Origin of the sequence: Streptomyces sp. P9(2023) (assembly GCF_032436795.1) — a bacterium.
GTDB lineage: Bacteria > Actinomycetota > Actinomycetes > Streptomycetales > Streptomycetaceae > Streptomyces.
On record NZ_JAUPWM010000010.1, the window covers coordinates 96,478 to 122,008 of the forward strand.

The window sequence follows — 25,531 nt, forward strand, 5'->3', positions numbered from 1 at the left end:
AAGGTTGACGGATCGCGATCGGTCGCTGACCGATTCCTGGGGCAATCATCCCGGGTGGCACCGTCCGTGCGCACCCCTGGGTAGGGGAATGGGTGTTCTGTCCGAATTGAGCCCTTCGGTATAACGCGCCCTGATTACAGGGGAGATGGAAATCGGGGCGTGAGCAGCGTCATAAAGGTGACGGACCGTGCCTGATCATCCCGGCCAATCCCCGTACCGGAAAAGGAAATCGATCCTCCGTCATCCACGGAGGGTGACCGGAATTCGATGCGGATATCACGCCGTGGAATGCGATCGGAAACCGGCGGCTTGTTCGCCTCGACCTCGCTCGTCTAGCGTCACCGTCAATCCGGTCGGACCGCCTAATCCTGCCACCGCCCGGAATCCGCACCCATCCACGTAAGGCAGGAGCGGGGGACCCAGGTAAGTACGCCGCACCGGTCGATCCGGACGGCTCGGGGTGAAGTCGCGTGAGAGCGCGACCGGACATCTCCAGTCCGAACCCGACAGCTCACCTCGTAGGCGACGGAGAGGAATTCGCCATGCCCGCGAAGGGTAAGCATCGCCGTCCCAAGGTCAACCCGATCACGCGCGGAATCGTCGCCGCCGGCACCGGCGGCGCCGTCGTCGCCCTGCCGCTGTTCGGTGCGACCGGCGCCCACGCCGCCGAGAACGCCGCGCCGGCCGTGACGTCCGAGAAGGTCGCCGCCGTCGCCGCCACTCCCGCGAAGGTCGCGGCTCCCGCCGCTCCCGCCGCGAAGCCGAAGACGTACTCCGTCGTCCCCGGCGACTACCTGTCGAAGATCGCCGCCGAGCACGACCTCAAGGGTGGCTGGCAGAAGCTCTACGCGGACAACCGTCAGGTCGTCGGCGAGGACCCGTCGCTGATCCTGCCCGGCATGAAGCTCACCCTCGGCGCCAAGTCGACGGCGAAGGCCGCCCCGAAGGCCGCGGCCCCCAAGGCGGCTCCCAAGGCCGCCCCGAAGGCAGCGCCCAAGGCGGAGAAGTCCTCCTCCGGCTCCGGCGAGACCCGCAGCTCGCGCGGCACCGAGCGCGACACGGTGGAGTCCACCCGGGCCTCCCGGTCCACGCAGTCGCAGTCCGCTCCGGCGCAGTCCTCGGCCACCGGCTGGGGCGCCCCGGTCGACGGCATGAGCGTGACGACCTCCTACCGCACCCCCGGCTCGATGTGGTCCTCCGGCTACCACACCGGTATCGACATCACGGCGTCCACGGGCACGACCCTCAAGGCGGTCGGGGCCGGAACGGTGGTTTCGGCGGGGTGGGCTGGCGCCTACGGCAATGAGGTCATCATTCAGCAGGCCGACGGTAAGTACGCGCAGTACGCCCATCTCTCGTCCCTCTCCGTCTCTGCCGGTCAGACCGTGAGCGCTGGGCAGCAGATCGGTCTGTCGGGTTCCACGGGCAACGTCACCGGTCCCCACCTGCACTTCGAGATCCGGACCACTCCCAGCTACGGCTCGGACGTCGACCCGCTGGCGTACCTGCGCCAGCACGGCGTCGGCGTCTGACGCCTTCGCGCCACCCGCAGCACCCCGCAGGGGCCCGGCACTTCGGTGTGCCGGGCCCCTGCGGCGTATTCCGGCTTGGCGGAATCTTGACCGGTGGCGTATCTCACCCGGCGTCAACCCCTCCTTACGGTCGCGTAGGTCACATCCATAAGGGAAAGATGTGCTCCCGTGGCAGACGATTCGAGATCAAGAGACGTGAACCTATTCGGGTCGTACGCGGCGATCGGTGACAGCTTCACCGAGGGCGTGGGAGATCCCGGGCCCGACGGGAAGTACGTCGGCTGGGCGGACCGTTTCGCGGTCCTGCTCGCCGACCAATTGCCGGAGCACGACGCATTCCGTTACGCCAACCTGGCCGTACGCGGCCGACTCCTCGACCAGATCGTGGCGGAGCAGGTTCCGAGGGCCAGGGAACTCGCCCCCGACCTGGTGAGTTTCTGCGCCGGCGGCAACGACATCATCCGTCCCGGCACCGACCCGGACGACGTCGCCGAGCGCTTCGAGCGCGCGGTGGCCGACCTCACGTCGGCCGTCGGTACGGTGATGGTGACGACCGGCTTCGACACCCGTGACGTCCCCGTCCTCAGGCATCTGCGCGGCAAGATCGCCACGTACACCGCCCATGTCCGGGCCATCGCCGACCGCTACGACTGCCCGGTCCTGGACCTGTGGTCGCTCAAGTCCGTGCAGGACAGGCGGGCCTGGGACGACGACCGGCTGCACCTCTCGCCCGAGGGGCACACCCGGGTCGCGCTGCGCGCCGCCCAGGTCCTCGGCATGGAGGTGCCGGCCGACCCGGACCAGGCCTGGCCGCCGCTGCCGCCGAGGGGGACCCTGGAGGTCCGCCGCGACGACATCCACTGGGCCAGGGAGTACCTCGTCCCGTGGATCGGACGGCGGCTGCGGGGCGAGAGCTCGGGCGACGACGTGGCGGCCAAGCGGCCCGACCTCATGCCGCTCGGCGACCTCATGCCCCTCTGACCGCCGCGCCGTTCGCGGCCGGGATCCGTTCCAGGACCCCGCCCGCGAACACGTCGTACAGCGGCAGCGTCTCCAGGTGGACGTAGCCGATGTGGCAGTCGCAGCGCGCGAGCGGGCAGGCCCGGGGACGGAGGGCGGCGCGGTACGAACCGTCGTACAGGTTGCCCAGCTCGGCCTTGACGAAGTGGCAGCGGCGCACCGTCCCGTCCCCGTCCACCGAGATCACCGATTCGCCGGTCCGGCAGGGCAGGCCGGCCGAGCGGTGCGGATGGCGGCTGTACGGGAAGAGGGGGTCGAGGGCCGTCCAGCCTTCGGCCTCCTCGTCGGTGTACGTGTGCCCCTCGGCCGCGTTCACCCAGAGGTAGACCTCGGGCGGGAGGTCGTTCCGCAGCCGCACGGCGTGCTCCCGGTGGTCGGGGAGGCCGACGATCCCGACGCTGAAACGGGTGCCCCGGGTGGCCAGTTCGCGGCACTTGCCGAGGAAGCGGTCGTACGGCGTCTGACCGGGGTGGTACGTGCACCAGAGCGCGAGCGACGCGGGGTCGGCCTCGGCCAGCCAGTCCGTACGGCAGCTCAGATTGGTCTGGATCGCCACCCGCTCGATGTGCGGCAGGCGCGACAGCTCGGCGAGGGTGCGCCGGTACCAGGAGCGGACCAGGCCCTCGCCCCACGGGGTGAAGAGGATCCGCAGCCGGTCGTCCGTCTGCGCCTCGGCCCAGGCGGAGAACCGCTCCAGCGCGGCGCGGTCGGCACGCAGCTGCTCGCGGCTGTCCCGGCGCTTGGCGAACGGGCAGTAGGGACAGTCGTAGTCGCAGGAGGCGAGCGGCCCCCGGTACAGGATCGTCAGGTCCATGACCGCGGCCCTACTTCGGTTCGTAGGCGGCCATCGCCGCCCGGACGGCCGGGGAGAACAGGGCCGGGCCGAGCGCGTCCGAGTGCGCCAGACCCTCGGGGGAGAGCCGCAGCAGACCGGCGGGCGCCGCCGGATCCAGCCAGCCCAGCGCCTCGAACCGGCCCAGCTCGGCCGCGAAGTCCGCGAACACCGACGCGCCGAACCGCGCCGCGTACGCGTCCGTCTCCATGCCCCGGGCCTGGAGGAGGGACTGGAGCAGATGGCGGCGGCGCGCCTCGTCCGCGTCGACCCACCGGCCGACCCGCGCCCGGGTGAAGTCCTCCGTCGCGGTGTAGTCGTCGATGATCGCGCGGATCTCCCGCATCTCGACGGCGTAGTCGAAGGAGTAGTGCAGCGCCGATGTGTACGAGCGGGCCCCGCAGCCCAGGCCGATCATGCCGTCGGTCTGGCAGGCGTGGTCGTCGGCGCCCTGCGGCGGGGCGTCGGTTCGCCGGAACATCCGCATCGACACCTGCTCGTAGCCGCGCGCGAGCAGATGGTCCCGGCCGTGGCGGTAGAGCCGCAGCCGCTGCTCGTCCCATTCACGGTCGGCGGCCGGGGAGAGCCGGCCGAGGCCGGTGAGGGGGCGGACGTAGAGGGGGTAGAGATAGAGCTCCTCCGGCCGCCAGGCGAGGGCCGCGTCGAGGGAGTGGGTCCAGGTCCGCTCGGTCTGGCCGTCGATGCCGTAGATCAGGTCGATGTTGAGGACGGGGACGCCGGTGGCCCGGATGCGGGCGAGCGCGTCCTCGACGTCGGCGGGGCGCTGGGGACGTACGGCGGCGCGCGCCTCGCCCTCCACGAAGCTCTGCACGCCGATGCTCAGGCGGGTGGCGCCGCGCTCGGCGAGGACCGCGAGCCGGTCGGCGGTCGCGGTCGACGGCGAGGTCTCGACGGACAGCGGGATCGCGCGCAGGTCGGCGCCCATCCGCTTCTCGGCGATGTCGCAGAGCCGGTCCAGCTCGTCGGCGGTGAGGAAGGTGGGGGTGCCGCCGCCGAAGGCCGCCGTGGCGAACCGGACCGGCCCGCTGTCGCCGAGCGCCTCGCGGACGGCGGCGGCCTGCCGGTCGAGGGCGTCGAGGTAGCGGGTCGTCAGCTCGTCCGGGGCGCCGATCCGGGTGAAGAGGTTGCAGAAGCCGCAGCGGACCTCGCAGAACGGTATGTGGGCGTAGAGGGAGAGCGCGCCATTCGGCTCGTCCCGCCAGAGCGCGGCGAGGTCGGGCGCCGGGTCGGGCAGTGGGCGGTACGCCGTCTTGTGCGGGTAGGCGTAGACGTAGCTGTCGTACGGGCGCGGGGCGTCGGTCATGCGGCCGCCTCCGTCCCGGGCGGGCCGTCCAGGAAGAACTGGGCGTAGGGGACGGTCCAGACGGCCTCGTGGCCGAGCCGGTGACCGGTGAAGCCGTCCTCGCCGTAGGCGGTGCCGTGGTCCGAGCAGACGATGGCGAAGCACGGCCGACGGCTGCTCATGGCGGCGAAGAGGCGGCCGATGTGCCGGTCGACGTATTCGAGGGCCGCCGCGTGCGAGGCGCGGGTGTCGCCGGACTCCCGGGTCGCGCCGGGGAGATGGAACCAGTTGGGCTGATGCAGCGCGGAGACGTTGACGAAGAGGAGGACCCGCTGCTCGGGCGGGAGGGCGGCGACGATCTCCTCGGCCCTCGTCACCTGGGACTCGAAGGAGGTCGGGGAGGCGACGCCGAAGGCGGGCTCCCAGTGGCTCTCCTCGAAGAGCCCCGGCAGCACCGAGCCGAGGGGGCCCTGCCCGTTGAAGAAGCCCACGCCGCCGACGCACGCGGTGCGGTAGCCCTCCTTCGCGAGGCCCGAGACGAGGTCGGGAGTGTCGTAGACGAAGGTGCCGTCGGCGGTGGTCTCGCTGCCCGCGAACCGTGCCGCGAAGAGGCGCGGGTGCGGGCCTGGGGCGGCAGGCGTCGGCAGGAACCCGGCGAAGATCGCCTGGTGGGAGGCGTAGGTGAAGCTGCCGGGGGCGTGCCGGCGCTCCCACCGGCCGCCGGGGAGGTGCCGGGCCAGGTTCGGGATGCGGCCGGCGGCGGCGAGCTCGGCGGCCACGTCGTACCGGAGCGTGTCGAGCGTGACCAGGAGGAGATCGTGGCTGCCCACGATCTCGTTCATGTCGGGTGCGTGCTGCCGCTTCACGTGGTGCTCGTTCCTGTGGTGCGGGTGGTGCGGGTGGTGCTGGTCGTGATGTTGGTACGGGTGGTGCCTTTGTTGTTGCCGTTGAGCAGGGCGGCGACCTGGGCGGCGTAGGTGTCCAGGCCCTCGGCGCCGCTGCCCGGCAGACCCGTGAGTCCGGGGAGGAGATCGCCGAAGGCGTTGACCTCGCCGACGGCGAAGCGCCGCCAGCCGACGGCCGGCAGCAGATCGACTCCGACGCACCGCGTGCCGGGGAAGGCGTCGGCGGCCCGCTCGCACACCTCCAGCGCGTCCGTCCACCGGCCGCCCGCGGCGGAGATCGCCGCGCGCACGGCGCCCAGGTCGCCCCGGGCGCCGCCGAGATGGAGGTTGGTCATCGGGGAGCGACTGGTCCGTACGACGGCGTGGGTGGCGCGCCCGTCGATCACGACCACGCGCAGATCCGCCGCACGGCCGTTCTGCACGGCCTTCGGCAGCCAGCGCTCGATGTGCAGCCCGTCGGGGGCGAGCGCGTCCACGATGGCGGCGACCTCCTGCTCGGTCGGGTAGCGGCGTACCCGGAGGGAGTTGAAGAGGCGGCCGTCCGGGGCCCGTTCCACGGAGGTGGTGGCCTGCACGCGGCCGGTGCCGTTCGTCTCCACGGCCAGGACCCCCGAGGCGGACGAGCCGTGCGCGAGCTTCACGAAGACCCGGGGCATCCCCGAGGCCGCCATGAGGGAACGGACGTCCGCCCAGCCGCGTACGGGCGCGCCGTCCGCGCCGGACGTCGGCGAGTCCGGCACGGGAACCCCGGCCTCGCGCAGCCGGGCGTGCGCGAGCCGCTTGTCGAACAGCACCGCCGTCTCGGCGGGGTCGTCGACCAGGACGGCCCCGGCCCCGGCGACGGTCCGGGTGAGTCGGCCCGTGGCGGCCGTGAACGCCTCGTACCAGCGGGCCGTGCCCTCGACCCGGGTCGGGTCGTCCGTGCCGCGCAGCAGCCGCTCGACGTCGTCGTCCTCACCGGGCGATTCGAGTCGCACCGTCTCGCCCGGGTGGAACCGGCCCCCGTCCCGCAGCACGTCGAGCCAGGGCTCGACCCGCGCCTCGGGCAGCCCGGCCGCCCGCACCGCGTCGCGGAAGTACGCGACCCGGCGATTGGCCGGGTTGCCGACCACGACGAGGCGCGGGAGAGGGGTCATTCGGCGACCGCGACGTACCGGAAGGCCTCGCCGTCGCCGTCGTCCTCCGGCTCCTGGGCGTCGTCCACGACGACCGTCACCCCGTACGGCGTGAGGGCGTCGACGATCCGCTCGCTCATCTTCTCCGAGAGGTAGTGGTGGGAGAGGTCGAGGTGCGTGAGGTGGGTGAGCGGCTGTCCCACGAGCAGCGCCTCGGCGCCCTCGTCGGTGAGCGTGCCCATCGACAGGTCGAGCCGGTCGAGCCGGGCGACGACGGGGGCGCTCGCCACGGCGACGGCGATCTGGTCCTGGATGACGCTGTTGCGCAGGGCGAGATCGCGGAGGGCGGGGAAGCCGGTGCCGGCGAGCACCGGCGCCAGGTCGTCGACCGAGGAGTCGCCGCCGTACTCGTCGGTGCCGAGCCACAGGTCCAGCTTCTCCAGCGCGGGCAGGTCGCTGCCCGCGATGCCGCGTACGACCTCGGCACCGAGACCGCCCGTCTCCACGACGAGCGTGCGCAGCGCGGTGTGCCGGACGACCGGGAACTCGAGCCCCGTGCCGCCGCGCACACCGAACTCCCGCAGATTGGGGTAGGCGGCGAGGAGCAGCGTCACGTCAGACTGCTGGATCCAGGATATCTCGCAGTCCTCGAAGGTCATGTCCCCAAGGAACACCGCTTCCAGGGAGGCGAGCCGGTCGCCGGCGGCCTCGACGAGCGCGGTGACGATCGCCGCGGACGAGCTGTCGTACGCCTCGTCCCAGCCGCCCACCACCAGCGCGCGGACCTGGTTCGTGTCGACCGCGGCGAGGAAGCGGGCGAAGACCTGCTCCCACTGCTCGTCCTCCGGGTCGCAGTACGTCGCTCCGGAGATCCGCCAGGCCACGGAAGCGGGGTCCGGCAGGTCGTCGACGTCGTCGTCACGTTCCGGGAACTCGAACACGGGCAGGCCGTGGAACTCCTGCATATCTGCCGAAATGGTCATGAGTGCTCCAGAAACCGGACGGCGCTGATCAGTTGACGCGAGCAGTTGTACCAAGCCCCACCGACAACGCCGCGCGCCGGGGCGGTCGGAGGCCCGTTGTCAGTGGCTGCCCGTAGCGTCGAATGCGTGGTCGACACAGACCGTGCCACCACGGAGGGGAGAGCCATGTACCGGCAGGGAGACGTGCTGATCGTGCCCGTCGCGGAGTCGGCGGTGCCCGCACACGCCAAGGACGCGGCGGGGGAGCCGAGAGACGGCCGGGGCCGGCTCGTCCTCGCGCTCGGTGAGGTCACCGGCCACGCCCACGCGATCCCGGGCCCGGGCCGACTCGTGCGCGAGCCCGGCCCGTTCGGGCCCTTCCTGCTCGAACTGCCCACGGGCGGCCGGGTGGTGCACGAGGAGCACGCCCCGATCCCGCTGCCGAAGGGCTGGTACCGGGTGGTGCGGCAGCGGGAGTACACACCGGGCGCGTACCGGATCGTCGCGGACTGACAGGGGGAGAGATGAACGGGACACCGATGACGATGGACAGGTGGCGGGCCGTGGCGGCCGCCACGGGGGCGGCCGACCGGGAGGCGGCGGAGGACGGGGTACGACGCGCCTACCGCACGGCCGGGCTCGCGGCGCCGGAGCGGATCGTCTGGGCGGACTCGCCCCGGGCGGCCGTCACGCTGGTGCGGGAACTGACCGACGCGGTACTGGGACGGTCGGTACGGGACGAGATCCGCACCCGACCCTGGGCGGAGGAGCGCCGCCGGGTCCACGACGAGCTGGGCCCGCGGGGCTGGACGGCGCTGTGGTCGAGCACCGGGGCCCCGCTCTGGGACACGACGCGGGCGCTCGCGGACCGGATACGGGCCGCGGTGGTGGAGGACCTCGCGGGGGGCGGGGCGTCCGGAGGGGCGACGGGGGAGGCCGGCGCCGTGCGCCACGTGCTGCTCGACGCGGTGCTCGGTCAGCACGACGCGGCCTGGCTCGCCGCCTTCGACGGCCGCGGTGAACGTCTCGCCGGGCTCGCCGCAGTCGCCGAGCACGCCGGCTGGTGGTGGCCGTACGAGAAGGTCGCCGTGGTCTGCGAGCGGCCCGTCGAGCTGCACCGGGACGAGGCCGGCCGGCTGGACCGGGGTGACGGTCCGGCGCTGGCCTACCCCGACGGTTTCGCGCTGTACGCCTGGCGGGGCATGGCGGTGCCGGCGGAGTTCCTCGCCGAACTGGGCGGACTCACCCCGGAGCGCATACGTGCCGAGGAGAACGCCGAACTGCGGCGCGTGATGCTGGAGTTCTACGGCTACGAGCGCTATCTCGCCGAGTCCGGCGCTCAGCCGGTGCACCGGGACGAGACGGGTGTGCTCTGGCGGATCGAGCTGGTGGACGACGAGGACGTGGCCATGGTCGAGGTGGTCAACGCGACCCCGGAGCCGGACGGCACGTTCCGTACGTACTGGCTGCGGGTGCCGCCCCGGACCAGGACCGCGCGCGAGGGGGTCGCGTGGACCTTCGGGCTCGCGGAGGAGGCCTACGAACCGCTCGTGCAGACCTGAGCGGGTGACCGACATCGACCGGGGCGGGCGAGGTCGTCCGGGCCGTCACCGACGCGACCGGGGACGCGGGCCGGGTCGACGGTGTCTCCTTCGACGTGGCGGACCGGGGCCCGCTGCGGGCCAAGGCTCGCGCGATCGCCCACCAGGACGCGTACGACAAGGCTTCGCAGCACGCCCGGCTGAGCGGGACCGGCTCGGCCGCCTCGTGTCACTGACCGAGAGCGACAGCGGTCACCCGGGTGCGGGAGCCGTGCAGGACCTGCCCGCCGAGGGCCGGGCGTCCCGCTGGCCCCCGGTGAGGTCGAGGAGCAGGCGACGGTCACGGCCGTGTACGAGCTGGTCTGAGCCGCTTCGGCTCCTCGCGGGAGCTCGGGGCCGCCCCGTCACGCCTTCGGCGACGGTTCCGGCGCGTCCAGCGATGGCAGGCCGAGTTCCCGCGCCAGTGCCGCGTCGGCCCACTCCAGCATGGCGGCGCGGGAGAGTGACCCGGCGTACGAGGTCATCTGTACGGCCAGCCCGTCGAGGAAGGCGGTCAGCCGCCAGGCCGCGCCCCCCGGGTCCGGGCACGGGAACTCGCCCGCCGCCGCGCCCTCGGCGATCACCCGGGTGAGAGCCGCCTTCCACTGCTGGTCGAGCGCCGCAGCGACCTCCCGCAGCGCCGGTTCCCGCAGGCAGGCCGCCCAGCCCTCGATCCAGAGCCGCCACCCCTTGGCCTGCCCGGTCGGCGCGTACCAACGGACGGCGGCGCGCAGTCGGCGCAGGGCGGTGGTACGTCGCCCCAGGAGGCGGCGCAGATGGGCGAGGTCGGACTCGGCGGCGTACGCGAAGGCCTCCGCGACGAGCTTCTCCTTGGTGCTGAAGTGGTAGAGCACGAGCGCGTTGCTGACCCCGAGGGCCGAGGCGATGTCGGCGATCCGGACGGCCGCCACACCGCGTGCCTCGATCTGCTCGACGGCGACGCGGAGCAGCTCTTCCCGCCGTTCCGCCACGCTCAACCGCACTCTCGCCACGCGGGCCACCCTACACAGACCTTGCCAGGGGCATGATCATATTTTTGACGGGTGCAGGTCAGTACCAGCCATACCGTTCCGCGATCTCCGGCAGCCGCTCCTCGACCAGCGCGTGGGCGGCGGCGCGCGGGCCGGAGCCGTCCGCCTCCGCCCGGTCGAGGACGCGGCCGACCAGGGCGCGCATGGCCGTACGGATGTGGGCGAAGGCCTCGTCCGGGTCGGCGCCGATGTCGCCGAAGAGGGTCCACCACCACCAGGCGTTGGTGGCGGAGTTGACGACGACGTCGGGCAGGACGGTGACCCCCCGCGCGGCGAGGAGTTCTTCGGCGTCGGGCAGGACGGGCATGTTCGCCGCCTCGACGATCCAGCGGGCCGTGATCCCCGCCTGGTTACCGGCGTCGATCGCGTACGAGACGGCGGCCGGGACCAGGACCTCCGCGTCGGCCGCGAGCCAGGCGTCGCCCGGCTCCTCCCGGTCCCCGGGCCGCAGCGCGGCGCGGTCGACGGTCCCGTGGCCGTCGCGCGCCGCCAGCAGGGCCTCGACGTCCAGCCCGTCCGGGTTGGTGATCGTGCCCCGCACATCGGCGACCGCCACCACGGTGAGCCCGGCCCGTGCGAGGAAGCGTGCGGTGGCCCCGCCCATGGTCCCGAAGCCCTGCACCGAGACCCGGGTTCCGGGGTACGGCCGCCCGGCCCGCTCCAGCGCCACGAGCACGGACTCGGCGACCCCGCAGCCTCCTGCCAGCTCGTCGAGACCGATCCCGTCGACCTCGACAGCGAACGCGTCCCCGAGCCTGCGCCGGGCCTGCTCCTCGTCGTCCAGGAGCGGATAGACGGCCTGGATCGAGGAGACGAGACCGGCCTCCGCCGCCGCCCGGTCGACCAGGTCCTGGGTCAGCCCGAGGTCCTCGCCCGTGGTCCAGAAACGTTCGACGTAGGGGCGCATCGCCCGCAGGAAGCGGACCAGGACGCCGTACGCCTCGGGCGCGCGCGGATCGCAGTCGATACCGCCCTTGGCGCCGCCCAGCGGGACGTACCGGCTGTTCGGGTCGTAGTGCAGGGCTTCCTTCATGGTCATCCCGCGGGCGAGCCCGGCCACCTCCGCCGACGTGCAGCCCTCGCGCATCCGCAGCCCGCCGCTGCACACGCCGCGCACCAGCCGGTCGATCACCAGGTGACCCTGTCGGCCGGTGACGGGATCCGACCAGGTCAGAGCGATCAGCGGGGCGGTGCTCATAGGTGTGCTCCGGGGCGGTGCGGGCGCGGGGCGCCGGCTGGCATTACTGAATAGCTGTTCAGTATCACGCATGGTCCGGGCCGTGTTCCGCGCGGGCCGACCATAATGGAACGACCCCGACCATCTGGAGGTCCCGTGACCGGCACCGGCTCCGACCATTCGCTGCGGGCCAGGCTGCGCGCCCTGCGGCCCGAGGCCTTCGGCGCCGATCCCGCCGGGGAGCGCCTCGCGCGCATCCGCCGTTCGCCGAACTTCGCGGACGGTGTCTTCCAGAACCCCGTGGCCGCGCGGACGAGGCCCTCCGGGTCCGGCGTCGACTTCGCGAAGGTCTACTTCCAGAAGGAGGCCCGGGAGCGCCGTGCCCCCGCCGGCCCGATCCCGGTCCACCCCACCACCCTGGCCGACCTGGCCAAGCCCCCTGTCTCGGGCCTCCGGCTCACCTGGATGGGGCACTCCAGCGTCCTCACCGAGATCGACGGTCACCGCGTCCTCTTCGACCCCGTCTGGGGCGACCGCTGCTCTCCCTTCGCCTTCGCCGGGCCCAAGCGCCTGCATCCCGTGCCACTGCCGCTCGCCGCGCTCGGCCCGGTCGACGTCGTCGTGATCTCCCACGACCACTACGACCACCTCGACCTGCCCACGATCAAGGCGCTGGCGACCACGGACACCCTCTTCGCCGTACCGCTGGGCGTCGGCGCCCACCTGGAGCGCTGGGGGGTGCCGGCCTCGCGCCTGCGCGAGCTGGACTGGAACGAGTCCACCGAGGTCGGTGACCTGCGGCTGACCGCGACCCCCGCCCGCCACTTCTGCGGCCGGGGCCTGCGCAACACCCAGCACACCCTCTGGGCGTCCTGGGTCGTCGAGGGCCCCGCGCACCGGATCTACCACAGCGGCGACACCGGGTACTTCCCCGGCTTCGCGGAGATCGGCGCCGCGCACGGCCCCTTCGACGCGACCATGATCCAGATCGGCGCGTACAGCGAGTACTGGCCCGACATCCACATGACCCCCGCCGAGGGCGTCCAGGCCCACCTCGACCTCCAGGGCGGCCGCCCGCACGGCGTCCTTCTGCCGATCCACTGGGGCACCTTCAACCTGGCCCCGCACGCGTGGGCGGAGCCGGGGGAGTGGACGAGCGACGCCGGGGAGGAGCTCGGTCAACCGGTCGCCTCCCCTCGTCCGGGCGAACCCTTCGAGCCCACCGGCATCGTCCCCGTCGACCCCTGGTGGCGGCCGGTCTCGCAGCCGATCACACCCTCCTGGCAGCCCACACCCCCGCCGGTCGAGGCCACCCCCGCCGAACCCCGCGGCAGCGACCTCGACCTCGCCGGCGACCGCTGAAGCCGATCGGGGACGACGTACGTGGCCGGAAGTGACCGGCGGATTCTCACAACTCCCGTCCGCGGCCGAGTCACATGCCATGATGCCGCCCGTGACCAGAACGTCGTCCTCGCCCGTTGCCGAGAGCACTCCTCGCACCTACGGCCTGGGTCCCCGTACGGCTGCCGTGCTCGTGTTCGGATCCTCGTTCGCAGTCCTGGTGGTCGAGATCGTCGCCCTGCGGCTGCTGGCTCCCTACCTCGGCCTCACCCTTGAGACCAGCACCATGGTGATCGGCATCGCCCTCACCGCGATCGCCCTCGGCTCCTGGCTGGGCGGGCGCATCGCCGACCAGGTCGATCCCCGCCGGCTCATAGGGCCCGCGCTCGGGGTGTCGGGAGCGGTCGTCGCTCTCACCCCCGCCGCGCTGCGCACCACCGCGGAGTGGGCCCCGTCGATGCTCCTGCTGATCGCGGCGCTGACCATCCTCCTGCCGGGCGCGCTGCTCTCGGCGGTGTCGCCGATCGTGACCAAGCTGCGTCTCACCAGCCTCGCCGAGACCGGAACGGTCGTCGGCCGGCTGTCCGGCGTCGGCACCTTCGGCGCCATCGTCGGCACCGTCCTCACCGGCTTCGTCCTCGTGGCGCGGTTGCCGGTCAGCGGAATCCTGATCGGCCTCGGGTCACTGCTGGTGGTCGGCTCGGCGCTGGTCGAGTGGCGAACGCGCGGGTGGAGCAGCACCCCCGCGCTGGCACTCGTGGTCGTCGCCGGCGGCCTCGCCATGACGGTCGCTCCCGGTGGCTGCGACAAGGAGACCAGGTACCACTGCGCACGGGTCGTCGCGGACCCCGACCGGGGCAGCGGCCGCACACTCGTCCTGGACGGCCTGCGGCACTCCTACGTCGACATCGACGACCCGACGCTCCTGGAGTTCGAGTACGTGCGCGCCATCGCGTCGGTGGTCGATGTCGCCTTTCCCGAAGGCGCGCCACTCGCCGCCCACCACCTGGGCGGCGGCGGGTTCACCATTCCCCGATACCTCGCGGCCACCCGGCCCGGCACGCGCAGCCTCGTATCCGAGATCGACAGCGGGGTCGTGAGCATCAACCGGGACCGGCTCGGTCTCGGCTCGGCAGCCGGTGTCGACGTGCGCGCCGAGGACGGCAGGCTCGGCCTGCGGCGACTGGACGCCGGGAGTCGTGACCTCGTCGTCGGCGACGCCTTCGGGGGCGTCAGCGTGCCGTGGCACCTCACCACGGTGGAGGCGATGGCCGACGTGCGGCGGGTGCTCGACGAGGACGGCCTGTACGTCGCCAATCTCATCGATCACGGTGAACTGGCCTTCGCCCGTGCCGAAGTGGCCACCCTCAGCGAGGTGTTCGAGTACGTCGCCCTCGTCGGCGCCCCCGCCGACATCGGCCTCGACCGGACCGCCACCTCCGAGGGCGGCAATCTGGTCGTCCTCGCCTCCAACCGGGCAACGGACCTACGCGCGAGCCAGGCATCGCTGGACGCCCGGCGAACCGGCTGGAAGATCGCCACCGGCGACGACCTCACCTCCTGGATCGGCGACGCCCAACCGCTCACCGACGACTACGCACCCGTCGACCAGCTCCTCCAGCCCTACAGCTCACCGAGCGGCCACTGACTGCCGCAACGCGCGCAAACCCACGGCACCGACGTTGTGCACACGACCGCGCCCGTGCCGATGCGAACGCGAAGGTGAATGCGAACGGCGCCGAGGTGTTCCCGGGTGGTGTGCAGGGCTCCAGGGGCGCGTGAACGGTCCTGCTCGCACCCCAGTGCGAGACCGCGCGGTTCGATTCCGGTCAGGGCCGAACTCCACCGAGGGCGGAGGCGTACAGACGCCTCCGCCCTCCTCCGTTCCCCGACCCGCCACCCCTCGGCGAGTTCCGGCCACGCCTTCTCGGCCTGTCGTGCGAAGGCTGATACCAGAGTGGGTCGCCTCTACGGGTAAGTTTGCCAACTGCGCACCGCACATGAACGGTTGACGTCTACAGTGGGTGGTTGGTGATCATCAGTAGTCTCGACGGACCCACGTAAGACACCCCGTAGCACGCCGCATCCTGGGCACGTACCAAGGACACTCATGTCTCAACTTCGCGCACCCGCCGCGCGGTCCGAACGCCGTGAGGGCGGGCGGCACGGCCGGTCAGGCGCCCGTTCCGCTTCCGGTGCGGGGGCTCCCAACCCCGCGCGGCAGACCGCGCCGCTCCCGACGGAAGCCCGCATACGCCCCCAACTCCTGCGCACCTCCGTGCTTCCCGCCGTCGCGGTCGCACTCGGTGGCGCCGCCGCCGTGATATTCACGATCCGCTCCACCGGAGCGAGCCCCACCCCCGGCCTCTGGGCCGTGCTCACGGGAGCGGCGGCCCTCACGGTCGCCTCCGTGACCGCGGCCGCGCTCGGCGCCGACCGGGCCGCCAAGTCCGTCCTCGACCGCTGCAACGCCCTGCGCCGCTCCAGCGCGCGCGGCCAGAGCGAACTGCGTACGGTCGTCGAACAGTTGCGCAGTGGTGAGGGTGTGCCGAATCGCTCCGTCACACCGCCGACGGCCGTGTCCGGAGACGAGTTCGACCTGCTCGCACAGGAGCTGAACCGCTCGCACGAGGCCGCCGTGGCCGCCGTCGTGCAGGCCTCCCGGCTCTCCAGCAGCGTTGGCAACGAGCAGAAGGTCGAGGTCTTCGTCAACCTCGCCCGTCGTCTCCAGTCGCTCGTGCACCGCGAGATCCAGCTCCTCGACGAGCTGGAGAACGAGGTCGAGGACCCCGAGCTGCTCAAGGGCCTCTTCCACGTCGACCACCTGGCCACCCGCATCCGCCGCCACGCGGAGAACCTCGCGGTGCTCGGTGGCGCCATCTCCCGTCGCCAGTGGTCGAATCCGGTCACCATGACCGAGGTGCTGCGGTCCTCCATCGCCGAGGTCGAGCAGTACCCGCGCGTGAAGCTGGTACCGCCCATCGACGGTACGCTCCGGGGCCATGCCGTGGCCGACGTCATCCACCTTCTCGCCGAACTGGTCGAGAACGCGACGCTGTTCTCCGCACCGCACACCACCGTGCTGCTGCGCGCCCAGTACGTCACCGCCGGCCTCGCCATCGAGGTCGAGGACCGCGGCCTGGGCATGCCGGTCACCGAGCAGAACAAGATGAACGCGCTCCTCGCCGACCCCGACCAGGTGAACGTGGCCCACCTGCTCCAGGACGGCCGCATCGGACTCTTCGTCGTCTCCGCGCTCGCCCGCCGCCACGGCATCGCGGTACGGCTCCAGTCCAACATCTACGGCGGTGTCCAGGCCGTTCTCGTCCTGCCGCAGGGACTCCTCGGTGCCGACCCCGAGGGGCTCGCGCGGAGTGAGAACCAGGCGGCCGCGGTGGCCGCGGGCCAGCAGGCCGCCCAGGCACGACAGACCCAGCCGATCCAGCAGGCCCAGCCGGCTCACGCGGGCCAGGCCCAGCCGATCCAGGCTCACACCGGCCAGGCCCAGCATGCTCAGCAGGCCCAGCCGCACGGCGGCCAGGTCCAGCATGCTCAGCCGCACGGCGGCCAGGCCCAGCACGTCCAGCGGGCTCCCCAGGCGATGCCCCCGGCCGTCCACGGAGGCCCCCCGGCCCCTGCACCGGCCCCGGTCGCCGCCCCCGCTCCCGTACAGCCGCCCGCGCACACCCCCGTACAGCCCCCCGTGCACGAGCCCGTGCGGACCTCCGCCCACCTGCCCGCGCCGACGCCGGCCGAACTCCCGCACCGGCCCCTGACGTACACCACCTCCGCCCCCGCGATCCCCCTCCAGCAGGCGGAGACCAACGAGCGAGCCCAGCCGCCGGGGCGCCCCACGCTCCCCAAGCGGCGTGCCCAGGAGCACCTCGTCCCGCAGCTGCGCGACGAGCCCGTGGCCCGCAAGCCCGAGGAGCACGCCCTGCACGACCCGGGTCTGATGGCCGCGTTCCAGCGCGGCATCGGGCTCGCCGAATCCCAGCCGTCCCCCCAAGAACCGCTGCGTCCCGGTGACGCGCGCAAGGAGTAGATGCACCATGGCGAGCAATGTGCCGACCGGCCATTCCTCGGATCTCGACTGGCTGCTGAGCGGTCTGGTCCAGCGCGTCCCGTACACGCGGAGCGCGGTTCTGCTCTCCTCCGACGGCCTGGTCAAGTCCGTCCACGGCCTCGACACCGATGCCGCCGACCACATGGCCGCGCTCGCCTCCGGGCTGTACTCGCTCGGGCGCAGCGCCGGCGCGCGGTTCGGGGACGGCGGGGAGGTGCGGCAGGTGGTCGTCGAACTCGACTCCACCCTGCTGTTCGTCTCGACGGCCGGTTCCGGCACGTGTCTGGCGGTCCTCGCCGGGCGGGAGGCGGACGCCGCCGTCCTCGGCTACGAGATGGCGATGCTGGTCAAGAGCGTGCGACCGTATCTCGTCACTCCCGCCAGACAGGCGGCGGGCGCCGCGGGCAGCACGGGACGGTGAGCGTGGTGTCCCCCCAGGAGGGGCCCTGGCTCGACGACGCGGCAGGCCGGCTGATCCGTCCGTACACCGTCATCGGAGGCCGGACCCAGCCGACCACCGCGCTGGACCTCCTCTCCATGGTGATGGCGACCGGCTCCTCCCCGCAGCCACATATGGGTCCCGAACACAGCCTGGCCCTCGGGCTGTGCGGCGGACCCACCTCGGTGGCGGAGATCGCGGCGCACTTACGGTTGCCGGCCGTCGTCACCAAGGTCCTGCTCTCCGATCTCGTGGACTGCGGGGCGCTCACCGCCCGCGCGCCCCGCTTCCACGCCAACCCAACCGACCGTTCCTTGCTGGAGGCAGTGCTCGATGGCCTACGACAACGGCTCTGAGCGCCACGAGAGTTTCGCGGCCGACCCGTTCCCCACCGCGCTCAAGATCCTTGTGGCGGGTGGCTTCGGCGTGGGCAAGACGACCTTCGTGGGCGCGGTCAGCGAGATCGAACCGCTGAGCACGGAAGAGCTGCTGACCCAGGTCAGCGCGGCCACCGACAGCCTGGAGGGCGTGGAGTCCAAGACCACGACCACGGTCGCGATGGACTTCGGGCGCATCACGCTCGACGACAGGAACGTGCTGTACCTGTTCGGCACCCCCGGCCAGGAACGTTTCTGGTTCATGTGGGACGAGCTCTCCGAGGGAGCCCTCGGAGCGGTCGTCCTCGCCGACACCCGCCGGCTGCAGGAGTGCTTCTCCGCCGTCGACTTCTTCGAGCGGCGGGGCATCGGATTCGTCGTCGCGGTCAACGAGTTCGACGGCGCCTACCGCTACGAGCCCGACGAGGTCAGGGCCGCGCTCGACCTCAAGCCCGAGGTGCCGGTCGTGCTCTGCGACGCCCGGATCTCCAGCGCCGGCATCCGGACCCTCCTCACCCTCGTCAAGCATCTGCTCACCACCCTTCCGGCCCCCGTGCCGAGCTACGGAGCACCGTCATGACCTACGACCCGACCGGTCATCTGCTGCTGACCCCCGTCGACCAGGAGGCGCCCGCCCGTGTGCGGCGGCTGCGGGAACTGGGTCTCGGGGAGCGGCCGGAGCCGGCGTTCGACGAGTTCGCCCGGCGGCTCGCGGAGGTGACCGGCGCCCCGTTCTCGATGGTCAACTTCATCGACGAGAACCAGCAGTTCTTCGCCGGGCTGCACACCCCGGCAGGCACCCACACCGGCAGCGACCTGGGCGCGGCGGCGGCCGGCGGGAACGTAGGCCGCTATATGGCCCGCGACCATGGTTACTGCCCCCATGTGGTGGTGCGACGCAAGGCGCTCGTCCTGGAGGACGTCTGCGACTACCCGCGGTTCGCGGGGAACCCGGTCGTGGACGAGATCGGCATCCGCTCGTATATGGGCGCGCCGCTGATCGACCGTACGGGGATAGCGCTGGGCACGATCTGCGTGGTCGACACGGACGTACGACCGTGGGGCCGGGCAGGTCTGGAGACCATCAAGTCGCTCGCGGCGGAGCTGGTGGAGAAGATCCACCGCCGCGAGGAGGGCCTGATCTGAGGCCTGCCACGGACGGGTGGCGCCCCGGGACGGCTTTCATGGGAGCCGGGCCGGGGCGCCTCTGTGTCCGTGTGCGGTCATGCGTGGGCGGGCTCCAGCCTGAGCAGGTCCGAGAGCTTCTCCGACCAACTGCCCTTGCCGTGGCCGAGAGCGACCTCGGCCAGGCGCAGCAACTGGATGTCGGAGGTGCCGGCCGGGGCGAAGATGTGGTGCGCGTCGCGGAGGTAGCGCTCGATCGGGCGGTCGGTGAAGAGACCGGCGGCCGCGTGGATCTCCATGGCGTTGCGGCCGGAATCGATCGCCGACTCCACGTTGACCAGCTTCGCGTTCATCAACTCGGCGTCGCAGGAGAGGCCTTGGTCGAGCAGGTGGACGGCGTGGTACGCGGCCAGCCGGGCGGTCATCAGCCGGGACTGCATCTGACCCAGCTTCAGCTTGACGGTGGGCAGGTGGTGCAGCGGGTTGCCGTAGCGGTGCCGCTCCGCGCAGAACCGGGTGGTCTCCTCCATGATCGCCTGGTGGATGCCGAGCGAGACGGCGGTGAGGTTGGCCCGGCCGTACAGCACGCTGGAGGAGTACGCGACGGACAGCCCGTCGCCCTCGTCCCCCAGCCGGTTTGCGGCCGGGACCCGGCAGTTCTCGAAGATGAGCTCGCCGAAGCTGAAGCCGTGCAGGCCCATGGCGGGCTGCTGGGGGCCCGTCCTGAACCCGGGGCGATCGGATTCGACCAGGAAGGCGGTCAGGCCCTTCGATCCGGGTCCGGTCCTGACCACGACGCCGTGCAGATCGCCGACATGGCTGTTGCCCACATACACCTTGCTGCCGTTGAGGATGTAGTCGTCGCCGTCGCGAACCGCGGTGGCGGACATCCCGAGAACGTGCCCGCCGGACTCCGGCTCGGTGACCGCGATGGTCGGCAGGCACTCACCGGCGGCGACGGCGGGCAGCCAGGTCTTGCGCTGCTCGTCGCTGCCGAAGTGGACGATCTTGGCGGTGCCGAGCTGGGAGGCCTGGACCATGGCGCCCATCGCGCCGCTGACCCGGGAGAGCTCCTCGATGATGATCGTCTTGGCGAGATGTCCCGCCCCCATTCCTCCGTACTCCTGGCTGATTGTCGCTCCCAGCCAGCCCTGTTCGGCGATCATCCGGGACAGTTCGTGGTGCACCGTCCTGGACGCTTCCATCTCGGCTATTCGTGGCCGAACCTCACGCTCTGCGAAGTCCCTTACTGTTGCTCGGAGTTGATGATGAAGTCGACTGCTGAAGTAGCTGTCCACGCGAGTCCCTCCCCTGCGAATCTCCTGCTCGATCGAGTGTTCGAGCAGGGTGTGCATCGGCAGTGGTCCCGTCCCGAACAGGCCGACACTTCATGGTGTTGATCTTTCCGGGGCGGAGCAATATCGCCACCGAGTTTGTCTGAAACCGGAGTGGTTGACGCCAGCAACTGAACGTGTTTGGGGTGGAGTTGGCCTGTTCGAGCGGGTCACCAGGGCATTCCCTGTGGGCATCTTTCTGCCACATGCCAACGGCAAACGGTTCGAGGGCATATGGCGGTGAGGGGGGTCGGTTCGCCTCATAGGCCACCTGTTCACCAAAGGGGCGGTATCTCGGAAGAGTCCCGGAGTGTGGACGGAGCCGGAATCCCGGGGCCGGGTGCGCGCGAACCCTCGCGGCGGGGGCGGTGAGCGGCGTACCGGTGTGCGTGGAGGCGTAAGGGCGCGTAACGGGGAGTGACGGGCGCGCGCCTCGGCGCAGAGGGGGAGGCAGGCGCCGGAAGGCCTCGGGTCTCCGCTCCTCGGGGAGTGTGGCTGTCAGTGGGGGGTCGTACGGTCGCGGTATGGCCACTGCCGACGACGTACGCCGCATCGCACTCTCGCTGCCCGGGGCGGTCGAGAAGCTCGCCTGGGGCATGCCCACGTTCCGGGCGGGCCCCGGCGGCAGGATATCCGCCTCGCTGGACGACGACGACCAGGCGATCGGGGTGAAATGCCCCAAGGAGGAGCGCGCGGAGCTCCTCGCGACCGAGCCCGCCAAGTTCTTCATCCGCGAGGGCCACGACGACGGCTACGCCTGGATACGTGTCCGGATCGGCGCCCTTGACGACGAGGACGAGTTGCGCGCCATCCTGGCCGATTCCTGGCGCCAGGCGGCCCCGCGCCGGCTGGCGGCGGAGTATCCGGAAGTGGGCGTACCGCCGGAGTCGGAGGAGGAGCGCTGAGTCGGCGCCGCCGAGCGCGCTGGGGCGGCTGAGCCTGCGGGGTCGGCTGGATCGGCCGGATGTCTCAGCCCTGCCGCGTCAGCTGGGCCGACCGGGGCCGAGGTCCAGGAAGGCCGAGACGCGCTCGCGCAGTCCGGCCGGGTCGAGGCCCTGCCCCGCCAGGTGCTCGTCGAGCGTGCCGTACCGGCGCAGCTCCCGGCGGGCGACCCCGAGCCCGAGGACCCGGTGGGGGAGCGCGGCGAGGGCGTCGTTGGCGGCGGCGGTCGACGTACCGGCGAGGTACGGCTCGACCAGGACGACGTCCGGGCGGGCCGCGCCGACCGCCCGGCGCAGGGCGGCGGCGTCGAACGGGCGGACGGTGGTGGCGTAGAGGACGGTCACGTCCAGGCCCTCGGTCGCCGCGAGGACGTTGTCGAGCATGGGCCCGACGGCGACGACGACGCCGGCGCTCCCCTCGCGGACGGTACGGAAGCCGAAGGAGCCGGGGGAGCCGGTGGAGACCGGGCGGGCGGCGGCGTTGGACTGGTTCGAGAGCCGGACGTAGACGAGGCCGTCGCCCACGACGGCCTGCCGCAGCAGGGCCTCCGCCTCGTCCGGGTGACCGGGGACGTGGATCGTCCAGCCGTCCAGGGTGTCGAGCAGGGCCACGTCTCCGGGCGCCATGTGGGTCAGGCCGCCGGCGGGCCAGTCGTACGACGCGCCCGCGCTCACCAGCACGCCGCCCACTCCCTGGTGGCCGAAGTCCAGCTTGACCTGTTCGAAGGGCCGCTCGACCAGGAAGCTCGCGAAGGTGTGCACCACCGGCCGCATCCCCGCCAGCGCCAGCCCGCCGCCGACACCGATCTGCAGTTGCTCCCGGATACCGACGTTGATCACGCGGTCCGGATGGCGCCGCTCGGCCTCCTTGAAGCCGTCCCTGCTGATCTCGGCGAGAACGAGCGAGAGGCGGGGGTCCTCGTCGAGCAGACGGCTGGTGGTGGAGATGAAGCGGTCACGCATCGTGTCCATGGGACGGGCTCCTCAGACGGGTCTTGTGGTGTGTGGGGGATCAGGCGTTCTTGGGCTCGACACGGGCGACGACGGCACGCGGCCGGCCGGGGTGCGGCGCGGTGAAGGCGGCGTACAGCGCGTCGTGGTCCCGGCCGTCGACGGTCTCGGCGGACCATCCGGCGGCCTCGAACCGGGAGGCGATCCCGCCGGGCCAGCCGTATGTGGCGGAGCCGTTGTCGATCACCAGCGTGTGCAGCTGCTCCAGGCCGGCGGGGCCGGCGTAGGCGATGGCCTCGTGATTGCTGCCCTCGTCCAGCTCGGCGTCGCCGATCAGCACCCACACCCGCGGCTCGGTGAGCCCCCGCGCCCGCAGTCCGAGGGCGCTCCCCACGGCGAGCGGCAACCCGTGCCCGAGCGACCCGCTGCCGATCTCGGCCCCCGGCACGAGGGTCCGGTCGGGATGGTGCCCGAGGGGCGAGTCGTACGAGCCGAAGCCGGTGAGGAGCTCCTCGGGGAAGAACCCCTTGGCGGCGAGCACGGCGTAGTACGCCATCGGCCCGTGCCCCTTCGAGAGCAGGAACCGATCCCGGTCCGCCCGGTCGGCGGTCGCGGGCGAGACGCGCAGGACCCGGTCGTAGAGCACCCAGAGGGCGTCGAGCGTGGAGGTGGCGGCGGGCGAGTGCTTCTCGTCACCGGTCATCAGGCCCATGAGGCCGTGAAGCCGTTCGATGTCCGTGTTCGTCATGCCACCCACCGTGCAACCTCAAGCAAGCTTGAGGTCAACCGCGCAAAGCGGTTCGTGACCACCCAGGGAAGTGCGGTATTGTTCTCATGCGCGTTCGACCTGGGGAAACCCCAGGTCAGGCGGGCACCGGGACGTGGCGCAGCTTGGTAGCGCACTTGACTGGGGGTCAAGGGGTCGCAGGTTCAAATCCTGTCGTCCCGACTGTGCGGAAACGCAGGTCGGAGGCCGTTCTCTCATCCATGAGAGGACGGCCTTTCGTGCGTCCGGGGTCGTGCTGGCCGAGGTGTGGTCGCACGACCGATACGGGGCCGGTTCGCGGCAGCGGTGAAGGGGCCATCTCGGGATCGGCCCGGTGGAAATGGGGAGGAAACGGGCGGCCCTCTCCGTGGCCCGGATCCGCCGTTCCGGGGGCGGCGGTCGGCTCGCGGGACAGTCGGGGCAACGAACTGCATACGTGAGTCAGGCTGCGTCGGGTGTCTGTTGTCGGCTCATCCGGTCCTGCATGTGACCGAAGAACTCCTCGGGCGGGGTCATCCCCGCTGTGACTCTGACGAACTCGTCGCATGCCGAGGGACTTTGGGACACGGCGAGGAGCAGTTGCTGCATCTCAGGGGGAGGCGGTTCCATCGTCGCGAACTCGGCCGTGAACTCGTACATGCTCGTGACCTGGGCGTCCCTGGCTGACTGGGCGGTCTGCATCGCTTCGTCGAAGGACTGGTGTCCGGTGAGTACGTCGTCGAGTGCGCGGGTGCACCGCTCCGCGTCCCGGAAGGCATCCAGGATGCCCTGGGCGGTGATGGGGTCCTTCAGATATCCGGCGTCGCCGACCAGGACCCAGCCGGGTCCGTAGGGCTTGCGGAAGTAGTTCGGGATGGCCGTCCCGACGAATCGCTCGGACCGGGTCGCCTCGGCGACCCGTTCGGCGAAGGCCGGCGCCCGCGCCAGCGTGGCGTGGTAATTGCCTTCGACGTCGCCGCGGTTGGCCTCGAAGTCACGCATGGGCCAGCCGCAAATGACCATGGTCAGGCCCTCGTTGGTGGGCCACGCGGCGAAGGCGCGGTCGCCCCGGTCGTATGCCTCGAAGGTGCCGTGCATGGGCAGTCCCGCCCAGTACGTGTAGTAGTAGGCGTTGATCTTCGGTTTCTGCGCGTAGCCGACGGCATCGGTCGCCCTGGCGACGGACGAGTGAAGTCCGTCCGCGCCCACGGTGATTCGGGCGTGGTCGATGGCTTTACCGCCGTCCTTGCTGTGGCCCTTTACCCCGGTCACCGTAGGCCCGTCGAACAGAAGCTCCTCGACGGTGAACTCCTCGCGCACCTCGGCACCATCTTCCGCGGCGGCGTCGACGAGGATCTTGTCGAGGACCGTACGCCGCGGCGCGTACGAGGCGTCGAAGCCCTCGCCGGCCGGGACCCCACGATCGCGAACGGCCCGAGGTCGAACGCATAGGTGTCGATGGGTGGACATCCCGTCGCTATGACCCGCTCCAGCAGTCCCCACCGGTCCAGCGCGGCCAGTCCGGGGGATGGATCAGATGCATGGAGATCGTGTCGCTCGGGAATGTCGCCCGGTCGACCAGAAGAACCCGGTGACCCAGACGGGCCAGAAGCATCGCGGTCGGTGCGCCCGCACAGCGTGCGCCGACGACGATCACGTCGTGCTGGTGGTTTGCGTCACCGACCGAGCCGGCTGTGCTGGTCATTGCTCTCACCTGTCGATCGGACGCATCGCCTGAGGGCGGCCCCGCCGGACGAGTGGAAGGTCCCTGCCATCGCGGCTGCGGCGTGTATGTCCCCTTCTACGCTAGAACAGCTTCCCCCTCCGGTCTCGGCGCGGCGGCCCCGGACCAGCTCAGGCGTAGGACAACCAGGTCGAGCGGGCGGACGGCAAGGGCTGTGGGAGGCTTTCGCGGCACGAGATGGGGTCGGCGAGTTCCTCGGCGCGGACGGCCGGCGCGCCGCGGGTGCACCCGGTAGCGGTCGCAACTAGGACGTTTGCTGTCTACGGTGAGATTGGGGCAGTCGATCGGCTGGGCTGAGAGGAGTGGTCATCATGGCCGGCCGTAGCCGAGGCGAAGTCGAATCGGAGATCAAGGAGACGCTGGGACTTGTTCCGCATTTCTTCTCCCAGATCCCCGACGAGCTGCTGGACTACGAGTGGGAGATATTCAAGAAGATCGAGCTCGGCGAGACACTCATCCCGAACAAGTACAAGGAATTGATCGGGATCGCTCTGCACTCCGAGACGAAGTGCCGGTACTGCACGCTCTTCCATACGGAGGCCGCGAAGCTGTTCGGAGCCACGGACGCAGAGATTCAGGAAGCCGTCCACTACGCGAAGAACAGCCTCGGCTGGAGCGCCTACCTCAACGGTATGCGTGAGGACTACGACGAATTCGCGCAGGAGCTGGGGCAGATCAAGGACTACCTCGCGTCGAAGGGCTGAGCATGCAACTCGAGTGGGCGCGGCCAGGTGTTCTGCGTGCGACTGCTCACGCCTTCGAATTCGCGGCGCTTGTGGCCGCAGCTCGATTCGTGGCCGAGTCCGCTCCGTCCGAAATCCCTGCCGAGGCGCTTGACCAGCTTCGGAGGATCCTGGACGAGTACGATGCGCAGACAGCGCGCCTCCGCGACGATACGCCTGCTGCGGACGGCGGCTGATTCGGCGAACAGCACCGTGTAGCTGAGCACGCCGTCGACGATTGCCGTCAGGGGTGGCGGCCGGGAGAGGGCGGCCTTTCGTGCGTCCGGGG

26 protein-coding genes, 1 tRNA gene, 1 pseudogene and 1 riboswitch are annotated in these 25,531 nt (G+C 71.4%); of the genes and pseudogenes, 15 read left to right on the top strand and 13 right to left on the bottom strand.

From position 1 onward, the window contains the following. The first annotated feature begins 365 nt into the window (after positions 1 to 365). A riboswitch (cyclic di-AMP (ydaO/yuaA leader) is annotated at positions 366 to 538 on the top strand. 4 nt (positions 539 to 542) lie between these two features. Together Q5762_RS16840 and Q5762_RS16845 are read left to right on the top strand one after the other, a co-directional pair. Continuing rightward, complete coding sequence (locus Q5762_RS16840) at positions 543 to 1,532, top strand: LysM peptidoglycan-binding domain-containing M23 family metallopeptidase (RefSeq protein WP_315892930.1); 990 nt, start codon at positions 543 to 545, stop codon at positions 1,530 to 1,532. Between the two features lie 168 nt (positions 1,533 to 1,700). Next, the gene (locus tag Q5762_RS16845; protein WP_315892931.1) at positions 1,701 to 2,513 is read left to right on the top strand and encodes an SGNH/GDSL hydrolase family protein; all 813 of its coding nucleotides are present in this window, start codon (positions 1,701 to 1,703) and stop codon (positions 2,511 to 2,513) included. Here the strand turns inward: Q5762_RS16845 and Q5762_RS16850 are convergent. From Q5762_RS16850 to Q5762_RS16870, 5 genes are read right to left on the bottom strand one after another with little or no spacing between them, the layout of a single operon-like run. Then, positions 2,500 to 3,366, bottom strand: a complete 867-nt coding sequence (locus tag Q5762_RS16850; RefSeq protein ID WP_315892932.1) for an STM4011 family radical SAM protein — start codon at positions 3,364 to 3,366, stop codon at positions 2,500 to 2,502. The two genes, Q5762_RS16845 and Q5762_RS16850, sit on opposite strands and share 14 nt — an antisense overlap. 10 nt (positions 3,367 to 3,376) lie before the next feature. Then, entirely contained in the window at positions 3,377 to 4,708 is a 1,332-nt protein-coding gene (locus Q5762_RS16855) for an STM4012 family radical SAM protein (protein ID WP_315892933.1), read from the bottom strand. Continuing rightward, positions 4,705 to 5,529 carry an STM4013/SEN3800 family hydrolase gene (locus Q5762_RS16860; RefSeq protein WP_315892934.1) on the bottom strand — a complete coding sequence of 275 codons (825 nt, stop codon included), beginning with the start codon at positions 5,527 to 5,529 and terminating at the stop codon, positions 4,705 to 4,707. The genes Q5762_RS16855 and Q5762_RS16860 overlap by 4 nt, the downstream gene beginning before the upstream one ends. A gap of 20 nt (positions 5,530 to 5,549) precedes the next feature. Further along, complete coding sequence (locus Q5762_RS16865) at positions 5,550 to 6,728, bottom strand: STM4014 family protein (protein WP_315892935.1); 1,179 nt, start codon at positions 6,726 to 6,728, stop codon at positions 5,550 to 5,552. After that, the gene (locus Q5762_RS16870; RefSeq protein WP_315892936.1) at positions 6,725 to 7,690 is read right to left on the bottom strand and encodes an STM4015 family protein; all 966 of its coding nucleotides are present in this window, start codon (positions 7,688 to 7,690) and stop codon (positions 6,725 to 6,727) included. The genes Q5762_RS16865 and Q5762_RS16870 overlap by 4 nt, the downstream gene beginning before the upstream one ends. A gap of 165 nt (positions 7,691 to 7,855) precedes the next feature. Between Q5762_RS16870 and Q5762_RS16875 the strand changes: the two genes are divergently transcribed. From Q5762_RS16875 to Q5762_RS16885, 3 genes and pseudogenes are all read left to right on the top strand, one after another. Next, a complete protein-coding gene (locus tag Q5762_RS16875) occupies positions 7,856 to 8,182 on the top strand; it encodes a hypothetical protein (RefSeq protein ID WP_315893031.1) in 327 nt (108 codons plus the stop codon). An 11-nt stretch (positions 8,183 to 8,193) separates the two neighbouring features. Further along, positions 8,194 to 9,231 (top strand): DUF6745 domain-containing protein, encoded by a 1,038-nt coding sequence (locus tag Q5762_RS16880; protein WP_315892937.1) that lies wholly within the window; start codon positions 8,194 to 8,196, stop codon positions 9,229 to 9,231. Between the two features lie 83 nt (positions 9,232 to 9,314). Next, positions 9,315 to 9,446: pseudogene (locus Q5762_RS16885) on the top strand (hypothetical protein); the annotation flags it as partial. 168 nt (positions 9,447 to 9,614) lie between these two features. On the opposite strand, the gene Q5762_RS16890 reads toward Q5762_RS16885, so the two are convergent. Together Q5762_RS16890 and Q5762_RS16895 are read right to left on the bottom strand one after the other, a co-directional pair. Continuing rightward, a complete protein-coding gene (locus Q5762_RS16890; RefSeq protein WP_315892938.1) occupies positions 9,615 to 10,241 on the bottom strand; it encodes a TetR family transcriptional regulator C-terminal domain-containing protein in 627 nt (208 codons plus the stop codon). Between the two features lie 58 nt (positions 10,242 to 10,299). Further along, on the bottom strand, positions 10,300 to 11,478 hold the full coding sequence (locus Q5762_RS16895) for a Glu/Leu/Phe/Val dehydrogenase dimerization domain-containing protein (protein WP_315892939.1): 1,179 nt from the start codon (positions 11,476 to 11,478) through the stop codon (positions 10,300 to 10,302). A gap of 105 nt (positions 11,479 to 11,583) precedes the next feature. Here Q5762_RS16895 and Q5762_RS16900 point away from each other — a divergent pair, with 105 nt between their 5' ends. The 7 genes from Q5762_RS16900 (at position 11,584) to Q5762_RS16930 (ending at position 18,826) form a co-directional block, all read left to right on the top strand. Next, positions 11,584 to 12,819 carry an MBL fold metallo-hydrolase gene (locus tag Q5762_RS16900; protein ID WP_315892940.1) on the top strand — a complete coding sequence of 412 codons (1,236 nt, stop codon included), beginning with the start codon at positions 11,584 to 11,586 and terminating at the stop codon, positions 12,817 to 12,819. Between the two features lie 82 nt (positions 12,820 to 12,901). After that, positions 12,902 to 14,446, top strand: a complete 1,545-nt coding sequence (locus Q5762_RS16905; protein ID WP_399495185.1) for a fused MFS/spermidine synthase — start codon at positions 12,902 to 12,904, stop codon at positions 14,444 to 14,446. A gap of 462 nt (positions 14,447 to 14,908) precedes the next feature. Next, the gene (locus Q5762_RS16910) at positions 14,909 to 16,843 is read left to right on the top strand and encodes an ATP-binding protein (protein ID WP_315892942.1); all 1,935 of its coding nucleotides are present in this window, start codon (positions 14,909 to 14,911) and stop codon (positions 16,841 to 16,843) included. A gap of 7 nt (positions 16,844 to 16,850) precedes the next feature. Beyond that, entirely contained in the window at positions 16,851 to 17,285 is a 435-nt protein-coding gene (locus tag Q5762_RS16915; protein WP_315892943.1) for a roadblock/LC7 domain-containing protein, read from the top strand. 2 nt (positions 17,286 to 17,287) lie between these two features. Then, a complete protein-coding gene (locus Q5762_RS16920; RefSeq protein ID WP_315893032.1) occupies positions 17,288 to 17,659 on the top strand; it encodes a DUF742 domain-containing protein in 372 nt (123 codons plus the stop codon). Then, positions 17,637 to 18,260, top strand: a complete 624-nt coding sequence (locus Q5762_RS16925) for an ATP/GTP-binding protein (RefSeq protein WP_315892944.1) — start codon at positions 17,637 to 17,639, stop codon at positions 18,258 to 18,260. The genes Q5762_RS16920 and Q5762_RS16925 overlap by 23 nt, the downstream gene beginning before the upstream one ends. Beyond that, complete coding sequence (locus Q5762_RS16930) at positions 18,257 to 18,826, top strand: GAF domain-containing protein (protein ID WP_315892945.1); 570 nt, start codon at positions 18,257 to 18,259, stop codon at positions 18,824 to 18,826. The genes Q5762_RS16925 and Q5762_RS16930 overlap by 4 nt, the downstream gene beginning before the upstream one ends. 77 nt (positions 18,827 to 18,903) lie before the next feature. Here Q5762_RS16930 and Q5762_RS16935 read toward each other — a convergent pair whose 3' ends face one another. Next, positions 18,904 to 20,103 (bottom strand): acyl-CoA dehydrogenase family protein, encoded by a 1,200-nt coding sequence (locus Q5762_RS16935; RefSeq protein WP_315892946.1) that lies wholly within the window; start codon positions 20,101 to 20,103, stop codon positions 18,904 to 18,906. A gap of 560 nt (positions 20,104 to 20,663) precedes the next feature. On the opposite strand from Q5762_RS16935, the gene Q5762_RS16940 reads away from it, so the two are divergent. Continuing rightward, positions 20,664 to 21,044 carry an MmcQ/YjbR family DNA-binding protein gene (locus Q5762_RS16940; RefSeq protein WP_315892947.1) on the top strand — a complete coding sequence of 127 codons (381 nt, stop codon included), beginning with the start codon at positions 20,664 to 20,666 and terminating at the stop codon, positions 21,042 to 21,044. A 78-nt stretch (positions 21,045 to 21,122) separates the two neighbouring features. Here Q5762_RS16940 and Q5762_RS16945 read toward each other — a convergent pair whose 3' ends face one another. Both Q5762_RS16945 and Q5762_RS16950 read right to left on the bottom strand, forming a co-directional pair. Further along, positions 21,123 to 22,052 (bottom strand): transketolase C-terminal domain-containing protein, encoded by a 930-nt coding sequence (locus Q5762_RS16945; protein ID WP_315892948.1) that lies wholly within the window; start codon positions 22,050 to 22,052, stop codon positions 21,123 to 21,125. A gap of 40 nt (positions 22,053 to 22,092) precedes the next feature. Next, on the bottom strand, positions 22,093 to 22,779 hold the full coding sequence (locus tag Q5762_RS16950) for a transketolase (RefSeq protein ID WP_315892949.1): 687 nt from the start codon (positions 22,777 to 22,779) through the stop codon (positions 22,093 to 22,095). A 127-nt stretch (positions 22,780 to 22,906) separates the two neighbouring features. Here Q5762_RS16950 and Q5762_RS16955 point away from each other — a divergent pair. Further along, a tRNA-Pro gene (locus tag Q5762_RS16955) sits at positions 22,907 to 22,980 on the top strand. Between the two features lie 258 nt (positions 22,981 to 23,238). On the opposite strand, the gene Q5762_RS16960 is transcribed toward Q5762_RS16955, so the two are convergent. Then, positions 23,239 to 24,246, bottom strand: coding sequence for an FAD-dependent monooxygenase (locus Q5762_RS16960; RefSeq protein ID WP_315892950.1), 1,008 nt, complete (start codon positions 24,244 to 24,246; stop codon positions 23,239 to 23,241). A gap of 7 nt (positions 24,247 to 24,253) precedes the next feature. Further along, positions 24,254 to 24,481, bottom strand: a complete 228-nt coding sequence (locus Q5762_RS16965; protein WP_315892951.1) for an FAD-dependent monooxygenase — start codon at positions 24,479 to 24,481, stop codon at positions 24,254 to 24,256. 350 nt (positions 24,482 to 24,831) lie between these two features. Between Q5762_RS16965 and Q5762_RS16970 the strand changes: the two genes are divergently transcribed. After that, the gene (locus Q5762_RS16970; protein WP_315892952.1) at positions 24,832 to 25,224 is read left to right on the top strand and encodes a carboxymuconolactone decarboxylase family protein; all 393 of its coding nucleotides are present in this window, start codon (positions 24,832 to 24,834) and stop codon (positions 25,222 to 25,224) included. Here Q5762_RS16970 and Q5762_RS16975 read toward each other — a convergent pair. Further along, entirely contained in the window at positions 25,203 to 25,469 is a 267-nt protein-coding gene (locus Q5762_RS16975; protein ID WP_315892953.1) for a hypothetical protein, read from the bottom strand. The genes Q5762_RS16970 and Q5762_RS16975 overlap by 22 nt on opposite strands. Positions 25,470 to 25,531 lie beyond the last annotated feature (62 nt).